Source organism: Nocardia jinanensis (genome assembly GCF_014645735.1).
Lineage (GTDB): Bacteria > Actinomycetota > Actinomycetes > Mycobacteriales > Mycobacteriaceae > Nocardia > Nocardia jinanensis.
The window spans coordinates 1-20,701 of the sequence record NZ_BMMH01000010.1; the positions used below are offsets into that span (position 1 = coordinate 1).

Here is a 20,701-nt window from a genome sequence, read left to right on the forward strand (position 1 = left end):
AGGTCAACCGCTTGACATCCAAGCTCCTGGGATGTCTTTGAGGTGTCTCGTAAAACTCGACGCATGCGGTTGCGGCGGCATTCGACGGCCGGATCGGCATGCGGGCCCGCTCATCCTCCGTGAACTTCACCTCGATTGTCCCGGACAGTTATGTATCCCCGCTGGAAGTTTTGCTGCACTCCACCGGGAATCGCGAACTCGTCGCTGGTCGGGAACCCGATCGGGCTGTTCTCGTATCCGGTGTCCCGCCAGGCATCCGCGATGAGCCCGTCGCGTACTGCCCACGCCCCGGACAGTGGGCTCCAGTAGACGGACCCGCCTTCGAACCGAGTGAACTGTCCGAGGTCCTTCAGCGGAATCTGGGGCGCGGCCGGGAAGCCCAGCCAACTGTTCTCGAAGCCGAGTTCGGCGTATTTGCCCAGGATCATGCCTTCGACACGGTGTGCGCCCGTCGCCGGGCTGAAGTAGAAGGGCCCACCTTCGAACGACTGGACCGCGCCGTCCCGGTTGGGTGTCTTCACCTCGGGCCCGACCGGGTAGCGGGCGGGACCGCCTTCGAAACCCTGCCGCCCCCATTCGTCGAGTATCGCCCCGCTCACCATCTGTGCTCCGGTTTCCGGCGTCCAGTACAGGGAGCCGTGCTGGAACGGCTGGAAACGGCCGCGTCCGTCCGGTAGCGGCTGTTCGCCACCGGACGGCATTCCCAGGCCGCCACGGGGCCCGGCCACCGCCTGGTAGCCGCCGCCGATCCGACCCGCCACCGGGTGCGTGCCACTGTCCGGGGAGGAGAAGACGCGACCGTGGCGGAAGTCCTGGGCCAGGCCGCCGGGCACCTGGTATTCGCCGGTGAGGCAGTCGCCGAGCCAGCCGTTGCCACCGGCGACCGCGGCGATGGCGCCGCCGACCGCACAGACCGGCTTCGCGGCGGGCACCCCGAGCGCACCGGCGGCCTGGGACCAGGACTGGCGCATTTCGAAATCCCAGTACGGCCAGGTGTGTGTCCCCGCCGCCCGATAGTTCACCGTCGCGGGTATTCCCAGTTCGCCGAGTTTCTCCACAAAGTTCTGTGAGGTCAGCAGGGCCAATGTCTCCAGGCCCATACCGAACATATTCGTGCTCACCCCCGGTATTTCGCTGCCCTCGTCGTGTTTGCCGGAGGCACCGGTTCCGCTGGAGATGTAGAGCGATTTACCTTTCAACCGATCGGCGATCAGCAGTGGATCGTGTTCTTCCCACTGCGGGCTGCCGGGCGGGCCCCACATCGCCGCGGCGTCGAACCCGCCGGCGTCGACCATTGCCAGCCGAATAGCCTGCGGCATCCCGAGACTGGTGGTGGTGAGAAAACCCGAATAGGAGGCGGCGTATTTCGCGAACTCGGGATTGCGCGCGGCCAGGAACATTGCGGCTGTTCCACCCATGGACAGTCCGGCGATTCCCCTGGTGGAGGTGGCGCGCCACTGACTCTCCAGCAGCGGGGGGAGTTCCTTGGTGAGAAAGGTCTCCCATTTGTAGTTCTTGCCGTTGTCCGGTCGCAGCCAGTCCGAGTAGAAACTCGCTCGACCGCCGACCGGCAGAACCACAGTCGCGTTCTTGTCGGCGAAGAAATCCACCGCGCCGGCGTCTTTGATCCAGCCGTTCTCGTCGTCGGTGGCACGCAATCCGTCGAGCATGTACAGCACCGGGAATTTCGCGTCCGGCGCGGTGTTCCAGTCGCGGGCGAGCAGCAACCGCACCTGGATCGGGGCGCCCATGGCCGGCGAGTTCACCCAGACGGCCACATCCCGGTCGGTGTGCCAGACCACGCTGCGTATTGTCGCGGGCGCCGCGGCGGCGGCCGGTTGGGCGAGCGCCGGGGCCTGGGAGGCGGCGAAGGGAAGCACCAGCGCGGCCGCCCAGGCCGTCAGCTGCCGCCTGGCGCGTCCGCGGGACCGGCCTGTCTTCCCCCCGTTTACGCGTGTCATCCCTGCCACCCACTGTTTGTACCGCCGTGGCATGCGGATACCCGGTAAGACGCGCGGACGGCAAATCAGTTCACCCCGGTCGTGACCGCCTACGCCAACGGCGCCACCTGCTTCGATACGAAGCGGGTGGCGCCGTTGGGGAGATCTATCGGTTCAGCGGCAACCGAATGGCTTACCTTCGATCACCAGCCGTTGGTGGAGTCCAGGAACATCTTGCGCGAGGCGAAGAGCTGGCTCTCCCAGTACTTCCAGGAGTGGGTGCCCACGTTCGGGAAGTCGAAGTAGGCGTTGATGCCCAGCGTCTTCAGTCGCGCCTGGAAGGCCCGGGTGTTCACCAGCGACAGCGCTTCCAGCGCCATGGCGTTACCGGTGTTGAACGCACCGACCGCGCCGGCCGGCTTGTCGTACGGGCCGGGCAGGCCGCTGGCCGCCGAGATGTACATGGGCAGGCCGCGCAGCTGCGGGGCGAAGACGAACGGGTCCATCCGCAGCCACGCCGGGCTCCACGGGGCGGCCATCGAGTCGACGTTGAAGCGACCCGCGTCCAGCATGGCGATACGGATGGCCTCGCGCATACCCGGCGCCGAGATATTCAGGTAGCCGGAGTAGGCGGCGGCCGAGCGGAACTGGTCACGGTGGTAGGCGGCCAGGGCCAGCGCGGCGCTACCACCCATCGACAGACCCGCGATCGCGTTGTTGGTGCGCGAGACGCCGTGGCCCTCGAGGAAGGCGGGGAGTTCCTGGGTCAGGAAGGTCTCCCACTTGTAGGTGAACTTCTGACCGTTGGTGTTGCTGGGCGAGTACCAGTCGGCATAGAAGCTCGCCTGGCCACCGACCGGCATGATCAGGGAGATGTTGTCGTTGCCGAACTGCTGCAGCGCGTTGGTCTCGAACGACCAGGCGTTGCGATCGTCACGGGCGCGGAGGCCGTCGAGCAGGTAGAGCCCGGCGTTACCGCCGCGCGCCGCCCACTGCACCTGGACCTTGATCGGTCCCATGCTGGATGGAACCAGCAGTTCCTCGAAGGCGCCACGCTTGACCGGTGCCGCGGGCGAGGCCAGCGCGGCGGTCGGTGCCGCGATACCCGCGGCGACCGGTAGCGCGAGCACTGCCGCGCCGATAGCCAGAATCCGGTTACGCCAACCGCGGGGTGCCCGCGAGGGCCCGGTACTTCTCTTCGGGCCGGCTGCCCTGCCGAAACGCATGAATTCTGCTCTCTTTCTGCTGTTGTGGTGTTGTTCGCTACCGCTGCGCGGACAACACCCCGTTTTCCTCGGCGGCGCCGGCGGCCGGTCCCGACCTACCCTTGGGCCGACAGCGCTACAACGATCTGGTCACAGATGTGCTCGGTGGACCTTATTCGACCTCATCGAGCCTAGGCAAGGCCGTGCTGATCGGATGGCCGAAATCCGCCGCGAGAACGCTGTGATCGCCCCGTGACGATACCTTGCCCGAGCGTTGATGTCTCGGCGGGCCGGGATATTCGACCGTTATCGAAATCGCCTTCCGACCTGGGTTGTGTAACGGAATACGAACCGAGGACGAATTCCTATCGACAGCAGTGTGCCCGCCCCGAAGGAATGCTTCGGGGCGGGCACATGTGCACTCGGTTCGGGACCCCGGTATCGGGACCCCGAACTGCGTTTATCCGATATTCGCCGACAAATCGGGGAGCATCCGATACACCTCGGCCTCCCAGTACGTCCAGGAGTGAATACCGGTCGCCGGGAACGAGTAGGTGACATTGTTCGCGCCCAGCGTCATCATGCGCACCTGGAACGCACGGGTGTTCACCAGCGCCAGCGCCTCCAGTCCCATCCCGTTGATCGTATTGCCGTTGAACCCGTCGGCCGGGCCGGGCAGGGCGCTACCGGCGGATATCCACAATCGCGTGTTGTGGTCGCGCAGCAGCGGTGCGAACACGAAGGGATCCATCCGCAGCCACTGCGGGCCCCACGGCGGTGCCATGGAATCCACGTTGTAGCCGCCGGCGTCGATCATGCCGGCCCGGATGCCCTCACGCATACCGGGCGCGGAGATGTTCAGATAGCCGGAGTACGACCCGGCGAAGCTGAACTGGTCGGGATGGTAGGCGGCCAGGGTGAGTGCGCCGCTGCCGCCCATCGACAGACCGAATACGCCGTTGCGGTTCGGGTTGAATCCGAGCCGGCTGTTCAGGGCCCAGCGCAGATGCTGGTTGATGAACGTCTCCCAGGCGTACCGGTAGCTCTTACCCGGACCTTCGGAGATGACATTGAGGGCGCCGGAACCGGAAGAGGAACCCGTCGGCGGGAGGCCGACGAACGAGCTGGGCGCGTTCCAGTCCGTGTAGAAGCTGGACATACCACCGATCGGCATGACGACATTGATATTCCAGTCGGTCAGCGCGTTGGCGATATTGGTGTCGTTTTCCCACCCGCTGTGGGTTTCCGGGGCGCGCATACCGTCGAGGGCGTAGACGACCCGGTTGGTGTTGCCGTCCTTGGCGCGGAAAACCCGCGATCTGATCGGCCCCATCTCCGGGGAATCGACCCAGAAATCGAAACCCGCGGGATTCGGAGCCGCCGCGACCCGGGGGGCCACATCCGACAACGCCACCGCCAGGGGCGCCAGTAGCGCCACGGCCACCCCCATTGCCCACCGCTGTGCCCAGCGGCGGGTTCGCACCGATCCGGGCCTGCGCGCACTTCGCATTCGACTAGACCTTTCGCCTGGACAGCCGGACAGCAAATTACGAGCTATATTACCGGCCCCATCTCGGATACATAGACCACGGCGCCCAGCGAAACCGGAGGCCGTTATCTGGATACATGTTCCTGCTGGATCAATCGGGCAACCGCACGTTCATGTTGCCAGATAGTGTCATAGGTCACACCCGATCGGGCATGCTATGAGCTCATTCGTTGCCGAGTACGGCAACGATCACCGTCGGCAACGATCCCGCAACGAGGCCGACCGGTTTGTTCGTCGATGACGGGCCGCGGCTCCGACCGGATCAGCCGATGTTCGCCGACATATCGGGGATCATCCGATATACCTCGGTCGCCCAGTAACGCCAGTTGTGCACACCGACCGCCGGGAAATCGTAAGTGGCGTTACTCGCCCCCAGCGACATCATCCGCACCTGGAACGCCCGGGTATTGGCCAGCGCGAGCGCTTCCAGGCCCATAGCGTTGACTGTGTTGAAATCCAGGCCGTCGGTGGCGGCCGGAAGACCGCTGCCGGCCGAGACCCACAGCCGGGTGTTGTTGATGCGCAGCATCGGCGCGAACACGAACGGATCCATCCGCAGCCACTGCGGGCTCCACGGCGGAGCCATGGCATCGATATTGAAGCCGCCGGCGTCGAGCATCGCCACCCGCAACGCTTCCCGCATACCGGGGGCGGACACATTGAGATATCCGGAATAGGAGCCGGCGTAACGGAACTGGTCGGGATGGTAGGCCGCCAGGGCCAGCGCGGCACTGCCGCCCATCGACAATCCGAACACACCGTTGCCGTTCGGGTTGAAACCGAGCCGGTCCCGCAGCGCCCAGCGCAAATCGCGGGTCAGGAAGCTCTCCCACTTGTACGTGGTGGTCCGGCCGACTCCGGCCGCCGAACCCGATGCCAGGCCCGACCCCGAATCGGCCGCCGACCCGGAAGCGCCACTCGCACTACCGGAGCTGCCCAGCCCGAAGAAATCGCTGGGGGCGTTCCAGTCCGCGTAGAAGCTGGAGCGGCCGCCTACGGGCATGACCACGTTGATATTCCATTTGGTCAGTTCCCGGGCGATATCGGTATCGATCTCCCAGCCGCTGAGGTCGTCGCGGGCGCGCATACCGTCCAGCGCGTACACGACCCGGCCGGTATTGCCGTCGGCGGCGCGGAACACCCGGGACTTGATCGGGCCCATCTCCGAATCGACCCAGAAATCGATACCACTGGGATCGAACTGCGCTGAAGCCGGCGCGGCCGGACCGGCCACCGAGACACCGACCGGGAGTAGCGCCGCCAGCGACAGCAGCACCGTTCGCTTCAGCCGATTGCCCAGGCGTCGCGGACGCTCGGTCCGGACACCACCGCCGACAACCCCTCGCATTGTTCCCGCCCTCCGTCGTGCGACCCACGGTCGCGCAGTACGACTACCGGTCTCCCGGCCCGGACTAGCCGGGACCGGACGCCAGCACTTTAACCCGACCGCAGATCACACGCCTACCAGGAATACGTAAACGTGCTGGGCAACCGAACTACCGTCCGGGAAAGCGCAGTTCAGCGCACCGGCGGAATCGGATCGACGAGACCACAGCGTTGAATCTCATATTCGGGAACCCGGTCTATCCGGTACGACGCGAAATCGAAAGCGTGCAGCAGATTGTGCTTGAACCGCTCCATCGTCAGCGGTCCTTGGTACGAGAGCATCAGCGCATAGGTATCCGGGCACGACATCGCCACCCGGGCCTGTTCGACCCAGTCCTCGTCCATGTACCAGGGCAGCCAGGGCTTGATGTCCACCATGCCGGTCTCCACGATCACCCAGTCCGGATACAGGCTCTTGTCGTGCCCGATCCGCCCGTCGGTGAGTCGTTCGGTATGGGCGGCCAGCGGGAACGCCAGACCCATGGGATCGATGACACGAACGTCGAGCGGCACGTTCATGCTGGTCATGCCCAGGTTGAGGAAGTAGACCGTATGCCCGGCACCATCCGGCGGGATGGGCAGCGGCGGCGGGGCGATATACCACATCATGAACGACGGCGAATTGAGCAGCAGGCCGCCGTCGGGCGTGTTGTCGATCGCCTCCACCATCGGACGCATCCTGGCGTAGTCGAGGTAGTCCTCGGCGCGGATGGGGTGGTCGTGACCGGTATTGAGGACGTAGTAGATCCGTTCGTCCACGATGCCGGACTTGTTGATCTTGGTACCGGTTTTGATTGCCGTGGTACCGGAAGCCAGCAGCGCCCAGGCAACCGTCCCCACCAACGCGACGACCAGGATCACGAAAGCGGGGGCGTCGCGGCGGGTGAGCGCCCGCAGTCCACCTTCGGGCAACCGCAGCGGGATCACCGCGACCGGTAGCAGGAAAAGGAACAACTGCGGCAGCAGCATCCGCCCGTGCATGAAATCTCCGCCGACCCGCAGCGCGTAGATCGTCAGGATCGCCGCGGCGCCCAGCACCAGCGCGACCACCGCCCACGGCGACCGCAACCGGTCCTGGAACCGGCGGAACCGGCCGGCCTCGGGATCCGCCGAAGTGCCCACATCGGGCCGCGCGTGATGCGATCGAGCGGCCACCAGACCCGCGACCAGCAGAACCGCCAGCGGTACATACAGGTAGTAGGGGCCGGCCAGATCCCAGAGATAGGTGAAACCCTGGCCCCATTTCGCGCCGCCCGCGTCTTTGGCGACCGCGGTGTTCGGGTAGGGCAGGCCGTAGTAGCCCATCCGCCAGATCTGGTACAGCAGCGGAACGACACCGGCCACCGCCACCAGCAGACCCCGCAGCAACCACGGCCGCAGCCGCGACCGCGGCATCGGCGCGAAGAAGATCAGCAGCAACGCGAGACCGCCCACCACCGCCATCTCGGGACGGATCAACGGCGCCAGACCGGCCAGGAAGGCCAGGCCCAGCAACCCGGGCACCTTCGGCTCTTCGGCCTTGCTCCAGCGCACCAATAGCAGCCACAGCAGCGCGATCCAGCAGATGACCAGGCAGTTCTCCAGGCCCGAGGTCACGTAGTCGCGGGCCGGCGGCACCGCGATATAGGCCAGCGCCCCGGCTGGGAACAGCAAGGTGGACGAGGCCGGACCCCAGAGTTTTCCGGTGCCGAGCATGGCGAACAGCACTGCCAGCAGCGATAGCGTCAGCGCGACACCCAGCACCACGTACTCCAGCCGGCCCTGGGTGAGCCAGCTGAAGAACCAGACCACATAGGTCCATGCCGTACTGGTGTTGGTCTCCACCCGTTCACCCGGGTTGAAGACCGGACCGTTCCCGGCCAGCAGGTTACGGACGGTACGCAACACGATGAGTCCGTCATCGGCGATCCAGCGCCGCTCCCAGCCGCCGAAGGCGAACAGGGCGACCGTCACCACGATCCCGCCGGCGAAGATCCCCCGCGAAATCCTGGCGGAACGACCCGACGAGCGGGGCTGCTCGGTGGCAGCGCGCTCGTCGGGCTGTTCTGTTTCCGCTACCGCGATCTCGTCAGAAGAGATAGACAGCGACACCTACCGCTCCGATCCAGGCGATGGCGAGCAACTGCAGGACGCGATCGCCGAACGCGATCTCTTCCGGTTCTCCGGCCTCACCACCGTCGACATCCACGGCGTAGCGCAGGATCGCGATGGTGAACGGGATCATCGACAGGGCGAACCATTCGGTGTCCTTGGCCGCACCTTGTTCGAAGGCCCACAGACCGTAGAAGACCACCACCGCGGTCGCGGCCAGGCTCCAGATGAACCGTAGGTAAGTAGGGGTGTAGTACTCCAGCGATTTACGGATCTTCGCGCCGGTGGACAGCACCAGTTGTAGCTCGGCATACCGTTTACCGGCCGCCATGAACAGCGATCCGAACGCCATGATCAGCAGGAACCACTGCGACAGCGGGATTCCGGCAGCCACACCACCGGCCACCGCACGCAACAGGAAGCCGGACGACACGATGCAGATGTCCAGGACCACCTGGTGTTTGAGCCCGAAGCAGTAGGCCAGCTGCACGCCGATGTACACCGCCATCGTCACGGCCAGTTGCCAGGACGCCAGGAACGACAGCCCCAGCGAAGCGAGCAGCAGTACCGACGAGAGCACGAAAGCCAGGTTCACCGGAACCACGCCGGCGGCGATGGGGCGGAACCGCTTGGTGGGATGGGCCCGGTCGGCCTCGACATCCATCGCGTCGTTGGTCAGATAGATACCGGACGCCGCCATGCAGAAAACGACGAAGGCGATGGCGACATTGCCGAGCACATCGAGATCGGTGACCGAACCCGCGGCCATGGGCGCCGCCAGGACCAGGACATTCTTCACCCACTGGCGCGGCCGGACCGCCTTGATCAGGCCACCGACCAGTGTTTTGGGAGGCCCTTTCACTTCGGCATCGGCCAGGTCGGCGCCGGTGGGCTCTTCACTCATGGCGGGCAGCGCCTTTTCGTCTTGTGCGGTCACTGTCGAGTCTCTTTTCGGCGGCGAGCAGGGCGGCGGCGGACGCGGCACCGAGCGCGGAACCGGCGAGCACATCGGAGGGGTAATGCACCCCGAGCACGAGTCTGGACAGCAACATCGGCGGTACGAGCACCGCAGGCAAGGGTAGCCCGGTCAATTTTCCGAGTAGCACCGCCGCCGCGGTTGTCGAGGTCGCATGCGAGGACGGGAAGCTCAGCTTGCTCGGTGTCGATACGTTGACCTGCACCGACGGTGCGTGCGGACGACGACGGCGCACGATCCGCTTGATCACGATGGACGCCGCGTGCGCCCCCACGGCGCCGACGGCGACCCCGGACCACTGCCGGCGCCGGGGTTTGTCGACCAGGGCGCCGATCGCGGCGATACCGACCCAGCCGAGCGCGTGCTCGCCGAAATGCGACATACCGCGTGCGGCCGAGATCACCGGCGGGGTCGCGATGGCGCCCTGGACCGCTTCGAGGATCTTGACCTCCGCCGGAGTCCGATCGCCACCCGAATCCCGCAGGCTCGGGTTCATCGCGTTCACCGCTGGGTCTCCTCGCTGCTGTCGATCCCGAAAACCTTCTCCCACGCGGCGGTGCCGGTGAGTTCGGCGTGCGCCGACCGGTAGCGCTGCCGCATCTCCGGAAGTCGCGCCGCGAGTTCCTTGCGCAGCCGCAGTGCCTCGCGCAGCAGGCCGTAGGCCTGACGCGGATCGCGTTTGCGGTACACCACGCCGCGACCGTCGGCGGTGGTGACGGTGACACCGTCGACCTGCGAGAGCAGGTACCAGCGCGCGTCCAGGGTGGGCACGTTCAACTGCGGCCGGTCGTGGTGTTCCTCATGGGCCGGACGCAGGTTGTGCAGCAGGCCTTTGCCGAGCCGCACGATCTTGGCGATCGGGTTGGCGGGTTCGCCCACCGCGCCGACGCCCATACCGCTGGCCAGCGGAAGTTCGGTGGACGAGGGCAGGATCACCGCGTCCGGATACTGTTTGCGCAGTTCGTGCACCGCGCCGAGGGCGCTGGGCAACAGTTCGAACAGGCGCTGCGGGCCGGCCAGGAAATCACGGATCGCCAGATTCTGGATGGCGACGGTCGAGTACTCCAGGCAGAGCAGATGCTTGAGCGTCGCCTTGACCGTGTTCGCGACCATGGCCCGGCCGGTGCCCGGCTGGTGCAGGGCGGCGACGACCAGACGGTTGCGCAGGTGGAAATACGCCTGCCAATCGATCGCGTCGTCCTTATCGCTCCAGGCCATATGCCAGACCGCGGCGCCGGGCAGGGTGACCGTCGGATATCCGGCCTCCCGGGCGCGCAACCCGTATTCGGCGTCGTCCCATTTCAGGAACAGCGGCAGCGGCTGACCGAGTTGTTCGGCGACCTGCCGCGGGATGACGCAGGTCCACCAGCCGTTGAAATCGACATCGATCCGCCGGTGCAGCAGTTTCGAATTGTCCCGATCGCGCAGCGGGTATTTGGCGAAATCGTGGTCGTATTCGACATTCGGCGCGGCCGACCACATGAAGATGTTGCGGTCGACGACCTCACCCATCACATGCAGATGCGAACGCTCCTGCAGGTTGAGCATCTGGCCGCCCACCAGCACCGGCGATTTCGCGAAACGGGCGAACGCCAGCGCGCGCAGGATCGAATCCGGTTCGATCTCGATATCGTCGTCCATGTAGACGATGAATTCGGCGCTGGTAGTTTTCAGCGCCTCGTACATCACCCGGCTGTATCCACCCGACCCGCCGAGATTCGGCTGATCGTGAATGGCGAGCCGATCGCCGAGGACGGCGGCGGCCTCGGCGAAACCGGGTTCGTCGACGACCTTGCGGGTGCCCTGGTCGGGAATGATCACCGCGTCGATCTGCGCGAGTACCAGCGGATCGGCGCCCAGCGCCTGCAATGTCGTGACCGCGTCGGTGGGACGGTTGAAGGTCGGCATACCGACCGCGATCCGGCCCTCACCCGGCGCCTCGATCGGCGCGTACCAGCCACCGGACACCAGTGTCACCGCCGTATCGGTGGTGATGTCGAACCAGAGCCAGCCGCCGTCCTCGAAGGGACCGAAATCGGCCTCCATCTCGACCGATACCGTCTCCGCACCGGATTCGACCGCGAACTCGCGGCCTTGGACGTGAATGCGGGAACCGTCGGCTTTGGAGCGGTACAGATCGACCCGGCCGTGCCCGGCCAGCTCCAGCCGCAGCACCACCGAGTCGAGCATGCTCCAGCGCCGCCAGTAGCTGGCCGGCAGCGCGTTGAAGTAGGTGCAGAACGACACCTCGGACTCCGCACCGACCGACAGCGAGGTCCGGGTGGTGGCGTGTGCGCGCCGCGCGTTGGTCGCCGACTCCTCCAGATACAGGGTGCGCACATCGAGCGGCTCACCCGGCCGGGGCAGGATCACCCGTTGCAGCAGCGATTTCGCACGGGTGGCGGACGTACTGTGCGCCAGTGATGCAGAGGTCATACGTCGTTGTTCTCCTCGGCCAGCGTCGCGCCTGTCTCCAGGTGCGGGCGCAGCACATTGTCGAACATGTTCAGCGCGCTCGCGATGGCCATGTGCATGTCCAGGTACTGGTAGGTCCCGAGGCGGCCGCCGAACAGGACCTTGGACGCGGCGGTCTCCTGCTTGGCCAGCTCGCGATACGCGGTCAGTTTGGCGCGGTCCTCAGGGGTGTTGATCGGATAGTACGGTTCGTCGCCGGTCTTGGCGAAACGCGAGTATTCGCGCATGATCACCGTCTTGTCCGTCGGGTAGTCGCGTTCCGGATGGAAGTGACGCGGCTCGATGATCCGGGTGTAGGCCGGATCCGCGTCGTTGTAGTTCACCACCGAGGTGCCCTGGAAGTCACCGGTGGGCAGCACCTCGGTCTCGAAGTCGATGGTGCGCCAGCCCAGCTCGCCCTCGGCATAGTCGAAGTAGCGGTCCAGCGGGCCGGTGTACACCACCGGAGCAGTCGGGTTCTGCGCGCGCAGCTCGTCGCGGACGTCGAACCAGTCGGTGTCCACCCGGACCTCGATCAGGTCACTGGCGGCCATGTTCTCCAGCCACTTCGTGTACCCCTCTTTGGGCAGACCCTCGTAGGTGTCGTTGAAGTAGCGGTTGTCGAAGGTGTAGCGGACGGGGAGCCGGGTGATGTTTCCGGCAGGAAGTTCCTTCGGGTCGGTCTGCCACTGTTTGGCGGTGTAGTCGCGGACGAACGCCTCGTACAGCGGACGGCCGATCAGCGAGATGGCCTTTTCCTCGAGATTCTGCGCGTCGGAGGTTTCGATCTCGGCGGACTGCTCGGCGATCAGCGCACGCGCCTCGTCCGGGGTGAAATACCGGCCGAAGAATTGCGATACCAGACCCAGCCCCATCGGGAACTGGTACGCCTGGCCTTTGTGCAGGGCGAAAACACGATGCTGATAGCCGGTGAACTCGGTGAACTGCGTGACATAGTCCCAGACCCGCTGGTTCGAGGTGTGGAACAGATGCGCGCCATATTTGTGGATCTCGATACCGGTTTCCGGTTCGGGTTCGGAATAGGCATTACCACCGAGATGCGGGCGGCGATCCAGTACGAGGACTCTCTTGCCCAGTAAATTGGCGCTGCGCTCGGCGATGGTCAGCCCGAAGAAGCCGGAGCCGACGACGATCAAGTCGAACTGTTCGGAGTTATCTGAGTTACCCGGAGACGATGCGGCGGTCACGGGAGCCCAGCGTATCGGAAGCGTTTCCCGGCGCCAGTCGGAGTCGGAAGGTGGGGGGTATCACCTGGTGAGCGGCTTTCTTCGCCGGCGGGGGTGGAGAACACCCTGGGGCCGGTGAGCTCCGGCCCCAGGGGTCCTGAAGTGGCGATTGCCGGGGGCGTGGTCAGCGGTAGCCGTACGGTGCGACGCCGTAACCACCGGCGGGCAACGGCGCGCGTGCGGCCTCGATCCACCGCTTCGTGGGGGCGATCGCGGCCAGAACCAGGGTGAGGAGCGCGAAGAGTGGAGCGGTGAGAACACTGACACCGCCACCGGCGGTGACCACACCGACGACCACCACCGTCAGCACGATCGACAGCACGCAGCCGAGGATGACCATCACCCGCCCGGTATTGCTGCGCCGCAGCAGCATGATGCCGCCGATCAACAGCACCAGAGCGAGGATGCTGTAAGCGATTCCCAGCACCACACCGGTGCCCGCGAGGTCGAAATCGAAGTCGATATCGGTATCACTCGAGCTCGAATTCGAACTGGAACTGCTGCGGCGCCGGGCGCCCGTGGCCAGCACGGCGCCGTTCGTCAGTGAACTCTCGGAGGTGGCCGCGGCGAGGATGAACATCCCGACCGCGGACAACGAGCTCGCGACGCCACCCAGCAGGGCGAGAATGCCGGCGGTGATACCGGTGCCGCCACTGGGGGCCGGTTGATGTCCGTAGCCGCCGGCGGGCGGATAACCCGCTGGCGGGTATCCGGGAGCGGGCGCCGGGTAGGCCGGACCGGGCGGCGGGTACTGCGCCGGATATGCCGGTTGTTGTGGTGGCTGACCATACGGATAACTCACGGGACCTCCCCCTTGTCACAGTTGCCGGGCACTCTACCGCGCATCGCCGGCCGACACCGATGCGCTGATTCCCCCGGAATGTGAAACGCGGACGCCCGCACACGTATTCGTGCGCGGGCGTCCAGGGGGCCGATCGCAGGTTATTCGAGATTGTTCTCGGCGTAGATACGCATCGCGTCCCGGATCAATTCCGCCGTGCCTTCTGCGTGCACGTCGTAATTGGCGCCGAAACGTTGGTCGGCGACATACATCTCACCCAGATTCGTGAACTCCTGGGCGCCGGGCCTGCGGCCCTGCCAACTGCCGGTCATCCATACGTAGTGGCGCGCGGTGACCTCCTGGACCTCCGGGCTGTCCGGCGCGAGACCGGCTTTGCGGGCCCGCCCGAAGGCCGCGGCGATATCGAGCTGGGTCTGCTGGAACGCCTGTTTCTCCATGGCGCTCAGCGAGCGCCACCACCGGTCAGCGCTCTCGTAGGCATCCTTGCCCCAGCGTTCGGTCACCTCGTCCTTGTACTGCGTGTGGTCGAATTCCTCGAAAACTTCCGCCGCCACGAGTCGCTCACCTCTTTCCAACTTGTCCAATGTGGTGTGTACCGACACGATCCGGCGGTGGATCCGGTCCTGTTCCTGCCGCAGCAGGTCCAGTTGGGCGCGCAGGGCGGTGACCGCGTCGCGCTCCCCCGCCAGGATCTCCCCGATCACCGGCAGGCTCACGCCGAGCTCGCGCAACAGCAGGATCCGCTGTAACCGGACCAGTGAGCGCTCGTCGTAGTAGCGGTAGCCGTTCGCGCCGATCCGGCAGGGCGGCAACAGCCCGAGCTGCCCGTAGTGGCGCAGCGTGCGGCTGGTGGTTCCGGCCGCCTTCGCCAGATCCTGGATGGACCACTCGTCGTTATGGGAGCCCGCGCCCACAACCTTCACCTCTTCCGTATCGCGTCGGTACCACCAGCGTGCAAGTTGACGCAACGTAAAGGTCAAGCCTTCGCGGCCCGTGCTGGCTCTTGTTCTAGAACACCTCGGTCGTCTCCATCCTCGTCGGGATCCGCTGGGCACCGGGCACGGGCGCGGGCCGGTCACCGTCGACCGCCCCGGAACCGGCGGGACGGGTCTCGGCCTCCGGCACAGCCCGGCCGGCCGGCATCCGCCCCGGCGGCGTGGTCGCCCCGGAATCGCCCGCCCCCAGCTCGGAACTGCCCGATTCGGTACCGCCGGGCGTCGTACCATCGGTCTCCGCGCTTCCGGCACCGTCGGTGAGGCTCGGCACCAGTTGCATCAGGGTGTCGAAGTCCACGACCTGCGCGCCCAGCTCCGCGGTGTAGACGATGACACCGTTCTCGAACAGCCGGTATCTGCCCGCGTCCTCGGGCAGCGGCAGCTCCGGCGTGACGGGCATACCGAGTGCGCCGTGCGCGCCGCCCATCTCCGCATAGGCGGTTTCGATCGGCGACGGGGTGGAGCCGGGCGCGATCCCCGGGGACGCGGGCAGCGTTCCACCCGGAGACACCGGAAGCGACCCTTCCGGTGTACGCGGCACCGGGACACCCGATTTCGTCCCCTCCGGCGAGACCTCGCTCCACGGCCCTGGGGTTTCCGGCCCGGTGCCTTCCGGAAGTCCGGTGGCCACATCGGGGTTCACCGGCGGCGGGAGGGGCATCGGTGTGGTGACGGTGAGTTCGGCGGGTGTCGGGCCCACCTCGAAAGTCTGGATATCGGCGGGCGAGCCACCGTCGGGCGCGGCGGAGTACTCGGCGCGCAGGATCCGTCCGTCGCGCAGCAGCACTCGGCCCGCGGTGGCCTCCACCGCGGCGGTCGTGCGCGGGTCTTCCTGGGCGGTTCCGCTGTAGACCTGGCAGTCGGTGGTATCGCAGGTCTGCGCGTAGGGCCAGCGTGTTTCGGCCAGGGCGTAGGAGCGGGCGGCGACAGCCTGCGCTTCCAGGGCGGCGGGCGCCCAGTCCGGCGGCATCTCCGCCGGGACGACCCCGAGCAGATAGTCCTGGATATCCAGCCGGTTCACCGTGCGGGTCTCCCCGTTCTCGGCGGCCACGCCCAGCGACCCGCGGTACGCGCCGCCTCCGCACAGCGTCAGATGTTCCGCCGCCGGACGGCCGGGAGTGGGATCGATCGGATAGATCCACGGGTCCTGGACCGGGTTCTCCCACAGCACGGGCCCGTCACACCCTTGGGTGACCACCGCCTGCGCGCCACCGTCGGGCAGCGGGGTGAGCCGGACGGCTTCGCCCGCCTGCAGCGCTTGCCCGGCGAGCCGCATTCCGGCGTCGGAGGTGACCACCAGGTCGGCATTGTCCTGCTCCTGCAGCCGGACCGATACCGAAGCCGGGCCGATGGTGCCCAGTTCGGCGCCTGGGTAGTAGTAGGTGAGGATCTGGTCACTGTTCTGCCCGTTGTCGGCGTTGTGCAGTGCACCGTGCTGGCTCAGCCCTCGGCCGTGTCCCGGGCCACCGGCCTCGGCAAGCATCCGGTATACCTCGTCCGCGGGGGGCACCAGCATCGTGGCGCCGATGGCCAACGCGGTCGCACCACAGGCGAGTAATGGGCCTGGACGGATTCGCCGGCCTTTCATCGAATTCGGCATACCAGGGATAACCAGCGGATTCCTCAGAATCCCTGAGGTTTTCGGGCGAGTCATGCGCTTTCGATATGACATACGAGCACTCCCATCGTCAGCCCGGACGTTTTCGACTCGGTACGACGTCGGCATGTCGTTTCGACCGGCCACGCTCCGGGAGCTACATTCGAGCGAACAGGAAAGCCTCAACCTCAGGTTTAGATTTGTGACGAATGTGGCTAGTGTGGTCCGTGGGACGGAAGTTCGCAAGCATGACTTGCTCACCGATCACTGGTTGCAATCCTGATTGGAGACGCTCGTGCCCTACCGCAAACCGAAGCGTTCCTGTGTACTGCCGGTTGTCGCGCTAGTGGCGGTAGCGGGTCCGATCCTCATACCCACCGTCACCGACCTCGGTAGATCCGCCGAGCAGATCGAACTCACGGCGGTGCCGCCCCAGCTCACCGAACTCGCGCTGCGGACCGCGCCCGATATCGTGCTGCCGCTGGGCGAACTCACCGGCCTCGACCTGCCGGATCTACGCCTTGCCGATCTGCAGGCACTGGGCCTGCCCGGGCTGAGCCCGAACGGTACGACCACACCCACCGACCCGAGCCGCCGGCTCCCGGGGCGGCAGCCCGGCCTGGGTTTCGTCACCGAGGGTGGCACCCCGTCCGCGGACACACCCGCACTCACCCCCGGCGTCATCCCCCCTGAATTCATGGACGCGGTCGGTGCGCAGGTCAAAGAGCTCTCCAGGGATCAGCCCTTCAGCATGGTCGCGCTGACCGCTCCCGATCTGGCGAACACCACCGTGATGATCCGGGCCCGGCAGCCCGACGGCGGCTGGGGTCAGTGGTACGAGGCCAATCCGATCGACGGTGCCGACGGTGTGGCTACCGGCGCCCCCACCGGTACCGATCCGATCTATGTCGGCAACACCACGGCGGTCCAGGTGCTGGTCACCCGGAAGCCGCAACAGCACCAGGGCAATCCGCTCGAGCCGACCCCCGCGGCCGCGGGTGGCCCGCAGCAGCCGCCCGACCTCACCGCAGTCCTCATCGATCCGGGCCGCGGCGCGGTCGACGATCAACTCCAGGACATCGCCGCCGCCCTGCCCGGGGGCGGGCCTCGGGTCATCACCCGCGATCAGTGGGGCGCCGACGAATCGATCCGCTGCCAGGAGCCCACCTACGACGACGGTCTGGGCGGGATCACGGTCCATCACACGGCCGGGCGCAACGACTACAGCAAATCCGAATCGGCCGGAATCGTCCGCGCCATCTACGCCTATCACTCGCAGACCCTGGGCTGGTGCGATATGGGATACAACGCGCTGGTCGACAAGTACGGACAGATATTCGAGGGCCGCTACGGCGGGCTGGACAAGACAGTGCAGGGCGCGCACGCGGGCGGGTTCAACGAGAACACCTCCGGCCTCGCGATAATGGGCGACTACCAGGTCGAACAGCCCACCGACGCGTCGATCGAGGCGGCCGGCAAATTCATCGGCTGGCGGGCCCGGATCGCCGGGCTGGACCCCAAGGGCCAGACCACCATGTATTCGGAGGGCACCGATTTCACCCCGTACGCGCAGGGTGAGGAGGTGCATCTGCCGGTCGTCTTCGCGCATCGTGACGTCGGCAACACCAGCTGCCCGGGTGATGCCGCGTACGCGCAGATGGACCGCATCCGCACAATCGCCGCCGGCGAGGCGGGGGCGACTCGATCCTCGACACCGCGCAGCCAGGCGTCGAGGTCGGATCTGGCCGCACTGGCCGATCTCACCGCCAAACTGCTGACCATGGTGAACGACAACGTGATCGCCAAGTACTGGGTTTCCAAGGGCGGCCCGGACGGCCCACTCGGTCAAGCGGCCTCGGAGCCGTTGCCCGCGGCTCAGGGGCAGCAGTACGCGAAATTCGTGAACGGATACGTCTACACCACACCCGACGGGCAGGTGCACGAGATCGCCGGCAAAGTCCTGGACCGGTTCCTGGAGCTGGGCGCCGACGCGGGCGCGCTCGGACTGCCGCTCACCGACGCCTACCCGGTTCCCGAGGGTCTGCGTACCGACTTCCAGAACGGTTCGCTGATCCTGAACCAGACCGCCGATATCGTCATCACTCTCTGGAAGACCTACAACGACACCTACCAGCAGCAATCGCAGGGTGGCGGAGCTCAGCCCGGCACGGCCCCGCATGTGGTGCCCGGCCCCGGCCCGGTACCGCAGGCGGCGAGGCTGCCCGCACCCGCGGGGATATCGGAAGGGCAGTCGCCGGTCCCGCAGTACGCGCCGGAACCCGCCGCCGAGCCCGGTCCGGTGCCGCCGGCCGAGCCCGCGGCACCGCCACCCGCGGCGGCCTGACCCGGAGTCCCGGCCTCCGCGCCGAACCGTGCACCAGCCGGTTCGGCGCGGTCGTCTGCCGTACCGGGCCGGCGTCCGGCGATTCGCGGGGAGCCCGGTCGTTCGTTATCGCTTCCCGGATGCCCGATCCGCGCGCGGCCACCAGCGTTCCAGCACCTGCGCGACTCCGTCCTCGCTGTTGGTCCCGGTGATCTCGTCGGCGGCCGCGAGGGCGTCCGGGTGGGCGTGACCCATCGCGACTCCGAGCCCGGCCATGCGCAGCATCGGGATGTCATTGGGCATATCGCCGAAAGCGATCATGTTCGCGGGGGCGACACCGAGCCGCGCGCCGAGGATCCGCAACCCCTGCGCCTTGGTGACGCCGGGGGCGGAGATCTCGATGAGGCCTTGTTCGGTGGAGTAGGTGATATCCGCGCGGTCGCCGATATGCGAGGCGAGGGTCACCGCCATATCGCCGCTGCGGGCTCCCGGTAGCCGGATCAGCATCTTGATCGCCGGGCTGTCGATCACTTCGTCGCGGGCCACGGCGGTGTCGTCGGGGTTCAGCCAGGCGTGCTCGTACTGCGGTGAACTGACGAATTGCGGAGTCGCCGCGTCGTGCGCACTGGCGCCGATCCGTTCGGCCGCCAGACCACAACCGGGCAGTACCTTCTCCGCGATATCGGCGACCCAGGCCAGCGTTCCGATATCCAGCGTGGTGGTCCCGAGCACCTTGTCGTGCTCGGCGTCGTAGAGCACGGCGCCGTTCCCGCAGACGCACAGCGGTGCGAATCCGAGGCCGGCCACGACCGGGGCGATCCAGCGCGGCGGACGCCCGGTGGCCAGCACGAACGGCACCCCGTCCGCGACCAGCGCCCGCACCGCCGCCCGGGTACGCACGGTGACCCGCTCGTAGGGATCGATCAGGGTGCCGTCCACATCGGAGGCCACCAGTTCCGGTCGGGTCTGCCGCGTTGCGCTCACCCGTTCCATTCTGCTGGGTCGGCCGCGGCCTCCTCGCCGGGCATACCCGCCCGCGGACGAACACGCAGCCGACCGTCCGTCGAGCATCCAGCGGGATCGCTCCCTATGATCAGGGGCTACACCTGATATCGAGGGGAATGATGGCCGGCTTTCTGCTACGACGGACGCTCAATTACGTCGTGCTGCTGCTCTTGGCGTCCTTTCTCACCTTCAGCCTCGCTTCGCTGACCTTCCGGCCGCTGGACAGCCTGGAACAGCGCAATCCGCGCCCGCCGCAGTCGGTGATCGACGCCAAGGCCGAGGAACTGCATCTCGACGAGCCGATTCCGCAGCGCTACGTCACCTGGATGACGGGCGTGGTGCACGGCGATTTCGGGGAGACCCTCGGCGGGCAGCCGGTGAGCGAGGAACTGGGCAGACGGGTCGCGGTGAGTTTGCGGTTGCTCATCCTCGGTTCGATCATCGGCACAGTGCTCGGCGTGCTGATCGGCGCGGCCGGGGCGATCCGCCAGTACAGATTCAGTGACTATTTCACGACCGTCGTATCGCTGCTGATCCTGTCCACCCCGGTATTCCTGCTGGCGACACTGTTGAAATTCGGTGCGCTCGAGATCAACTCGGCGACCGGTCAGCAGATCTTCCTCTATACCGGTGAGACATCGGCGACCAGTGTCGAGGGATTCGGCGCACAGCTGCTCGACCGCCTGCAGCATCTGGTGCTACCCACCCTGACCCTCGCGCTGGGTGGAATGGCCGGATACAGCCGCTACCAGCGCAATGCCATGCTCGACGTTCTGCAGAGCGATTTCATCCGGACCGCCCGCGCCAAAGGTCTGACTCGCAACCGGGCGCTGTACAAACACGGTCTGCGGACCGCCCTCATTCCGATGGCCACCCTGTTCGCCTACAGCCTGGGCGGGCTGATCACCGGTGCCACCTTCACCGAGAAGATCTTCGGCTGGCACGGTGTCGGGGAATGGCTCGTCGACTCGATCAATGCCCAGGACATCTACGTGGTCGCCACCGTCACCGCGTTCGCCGGTCTGGTGGTCCTGGTATCGGGCCTGCTCTCCGATATCGTGTACGCGATTCTCGACCCGCGGGTGCGGGTGGGGTGAGCGAGTATGCGTAGCTACCGAGGTCCCCGCGAAT

At 66.5% G+C, this 20,701-nt stretch carries 15 protein-coding genes; 2 read left to right on the plus strand and 13 right to left on the minus strand.

Annotated features, from left to right (window positions below; genetic code table 11):
* Positions 1–110: 110 nt before the first annotated feature.
* The 12 genes from IEY68_RS22060 to IEY68_RS36360 form a co-directional block, all read right to left on the minus strand.
* Positions 111–1,961 (minus strand): alpha/beta hydrolase-fold protein, encoded by a 1,851-nt coding sequence (locus IEY68_RS22060; protein WP_082681085.1) that lies wholly within the window; start codon positions 1,959–1,961, stop codon positions 111–113.
* A gap of 182 nt (positions 1,962–2,143) precedes the next feature.
* On the minus strand, positions 2,144–3,166 hold the full coding sequence (locus IEY68_RS22065; RefSeq protein WP_082681084.1) for an alpha/beta hydrolase: 1,023 nt from the start codon (positions 3,164–3,166) through the stop codon (positions 2,144–2,146).
* Positions 3,167–3,605: 439 nt separating this feature from the next.
* The gene (locus IEY68_RS22070; protein WP_229718920.1) at positions 3,606–4,595 is read right to left on the minus strand and encodes an alpha/beta hydrolase; all 990 of its coding nucleotides are present in this window, start codon (positions 4,593–4,595) and stop codon (positions 3,606–3,608) included.
* A 361-nt stretch (positions 4,596–4,956) separates the two neighbouring features.
* Positions 4,957–6,042, minus strand: a complete 1,086-nt coding sequence (locus IEY68_RS22075) for an alpha/beta hydrolase (RefSeq protein ID WP_082681083.1) — start codon at positions 6,040–6,042, stop codon at positions 4,957–4,959.
* A gap of 170 nt (positions 6,043–6,212) precedes the next feature.
* The gene (locus tag IEY68_RS22080; RefSeq protein ID WP_058853054.1) at positions 6,213–8,171 is read right to left on the minus strand and encodes an arabinofuranosyltransferase AftB family protein; all 1,959 of its coding nucleotides are present in this window, start codon (positions 8,169–8,171) and stop codon (positions 6,213–6,215) included.
* Positions 8,149–9,075 (minus strand): decaprenyl-phosphate phosphoribosyltransferase, encoded by a 927-nt coding sequence (locus tag IEY68_RS22085; protein WP_058853053.1) that lies wholly within the window; start codon positions 9,073–9,075, stop codon positions 8,149–8,151. Before IEY68_RS22085 ends, IEY68_RS22080 begins: the two co-directional genes overlap by 23 nt.
* Positions 9,068–9,643, minus strand: coding sequence for a phosphatase PAP2 family protein (locus IEY68_RS22090; RefSeq protein WP_058853057.1), 576 nt, complete (start codon positions 9,641–9,643; stop codon positions 9,068–9,070). Before IEY68_RS22090 ends, IEY68_RS22085 begins: the two co-directional genes overlap by 8 nt.
* A gap of 5 nt (positions 9,644–9,648) precedes the next feature.
* Entirely contained in the window at positions 9,649–11,583 is a 1,935-nt protein-coding gene (locus IEY68_RS22095) for a glycosyltransferase (RefSeq protein WP_058853052.1), read from the minus strand.
* Complete coding sequence (gene glf / locus IEY68_RS22100) at positions 11,580–12,809, minus strand: UDP-galactopyranose mutase (RefSeq protein WP_058853051.1); 1,230 nt, start codon at positions 12,807–12,809, stop codon at positions 11,580–11,582. The genes IEY68_RS22095 and glf overlap by 4 nt, the downstream gene beginning before the upstream one ends.
* Positions 12,810–12,972: 163 nt before the next feature.
* On the minus strand, positions 12,973–13,650 hold the full coding sequence (locus tag IEY68_RS22105) for a hypothetical protein (RefSeq protein WP_058853050.1): 678 nt from the start codon (positions 13,648–13,650) through the stop codon (positions 12,973–12,975).
* Between the two features lie 140 nt (positions 13,651–13,790).
* Positions 13,791–14,564: a MerR family transcriptional regulator gene (locus tag IEY68_RS22110; protein ID WP_058853049.1), complete on the minus strand. Its 774-nt coding sequence runs from the start codon at positions 14,562–14,564 to the stop codon at positions 13,791–13,793.
* Positions 14,565–14,658: 94 nt separating this feature from the next.
* Positions 14,659–16,233, minus strand: coding sequence for a SpoIID/LytB domain-containing protein (locus IEY68_RS36360; protein WP_229718921.1), 1,575 nt, complete (start codon positions 16,231–16,233; stop codon positions 14,659–14,661).
* 304 nt (positions 16,234–16,537) lie between these two features.
* On the opposite strand from IEY68_RS36360, the gene IEY68_RS22125 reads away from it, so the two are divergent.
* On the plus strand, positions 16,538–18,586 hold the full coding sequence (locus tag IEY68_RS22125) for an N-acetylmuramoyl-L-alanine amidase (RefSeq protein WP_062999123.1): 2,049 nt from the start codon (positions 16,538–16,540) through the stop codon (positions 18,584–18,586).
* A 105-nt stretch (positions 18,587–18,691) separates the two neighbouring features.
* Here IEY68_RS22125 and IEY68_RS22130 read toward each other — a convergent pair whose 3' ends face one another.
* The gene (locus tag IEY68_RS22130; protein ID WP_058856603.1) at positions 18,692–19,558 is read right to left on the minus strand and encodes a Cof-type HAD-IIB family hydrolase; all 867 of its coding nucleotides are present in this window, start codon (positions 19,556–19,558) and stop codon (positions 18,692–18,694) included.
* A gap of 131 nt (positions 19,559–19,689) precedes the next feature.
* Between IEY68_RS22130 and IEY68_RS22135 the strand changes: the two genes are divergently transcribed.
* A complete protein-coding gene (locus IEY68_RS22135) occupies positions 19,690–20,667 on the plus strand; it encodes an ABC transporter permease (protein ID WP_058856610.1) in 978 nt (325 codons plus the stop codon).
* Positions 20,668–20,701: the final 34 nt, after the last annotated feature.

Bases quoted from the DNA above. Each gene is read 5' to 3' on its own strand.
- IEY68_RS22070 (WP_229718920.1), bottom strand. From the start codon at position 4,595: ATGGGGGTGGCCGTGGCGCTACTGGCGCCCCTGGCGGTGGCGTTGTCG.
- IEY68_RS22075 (WP_082681083.1), bottom strand. From the start codon at position 6,042: ATGCGAGGGGTTGTCGGCGGTGGTGTCCGGACCGAGCGTCCGCGACGC.
- IEY68_RS22135 (WP_058856610.1), top strand. From the start codon at position 19,690: ATGGCCGGCTTTCTGCTACGACGGACGCTCAATTACGTCGTGCTGCTG.
- IEY68_RS22130 (WP_058856603.1), bottom strand. From the start codon at position 19,558: ATGGAACGGGTGAGCGCAACGCGGCAGACCCGACCGGAACTGGTGGCC.
- IEY68_RS36360 (WP_229718921.1), bottom strand. From the start codon at position 16,233: ATGAAAGGCCGGCGAATCCGTCCAGGCCCATTACTCGCCTGTGGTGCG.
- IEY68_RS22065 (WP_082681084.1), bottom strand. From the start codon at position 3,166: ATGCGTTTCGGCAGGGCAGCCGGCCCGAAGAGAAGTACCGGGCCCTCG.
- IEY68_RS22060 (WP_082681085.1), bottom strand. From the start codon at position 1,961: ATGACACGCGTAAACGGGGGGAAGACAGGCCGGTCCCGCGGACGCGCC.
- IEY68_RS22085 (WP_058853053.1), bottom strand. From the start codon at position 9,075: ATGAGTGAAGAGCCCACCGGCGCCGACCTGGCCGATGCCGAAGTGAAA.
- IEY68_RS22090 (WP_058853057.1), bottom strand. From the start codon at position 9,643: ATGAACCCGAGCCTGCGGGATTCGGGTGGCGATCGGACTCCGGCGGAG.
- IEY68_RS22095 (WP_058853052.1), bottom strand. From the start codon at position 11,583: ATGACCTCTGCATCACTGGCGCACAGTACGTCCGCCACCCGTGCGAAA.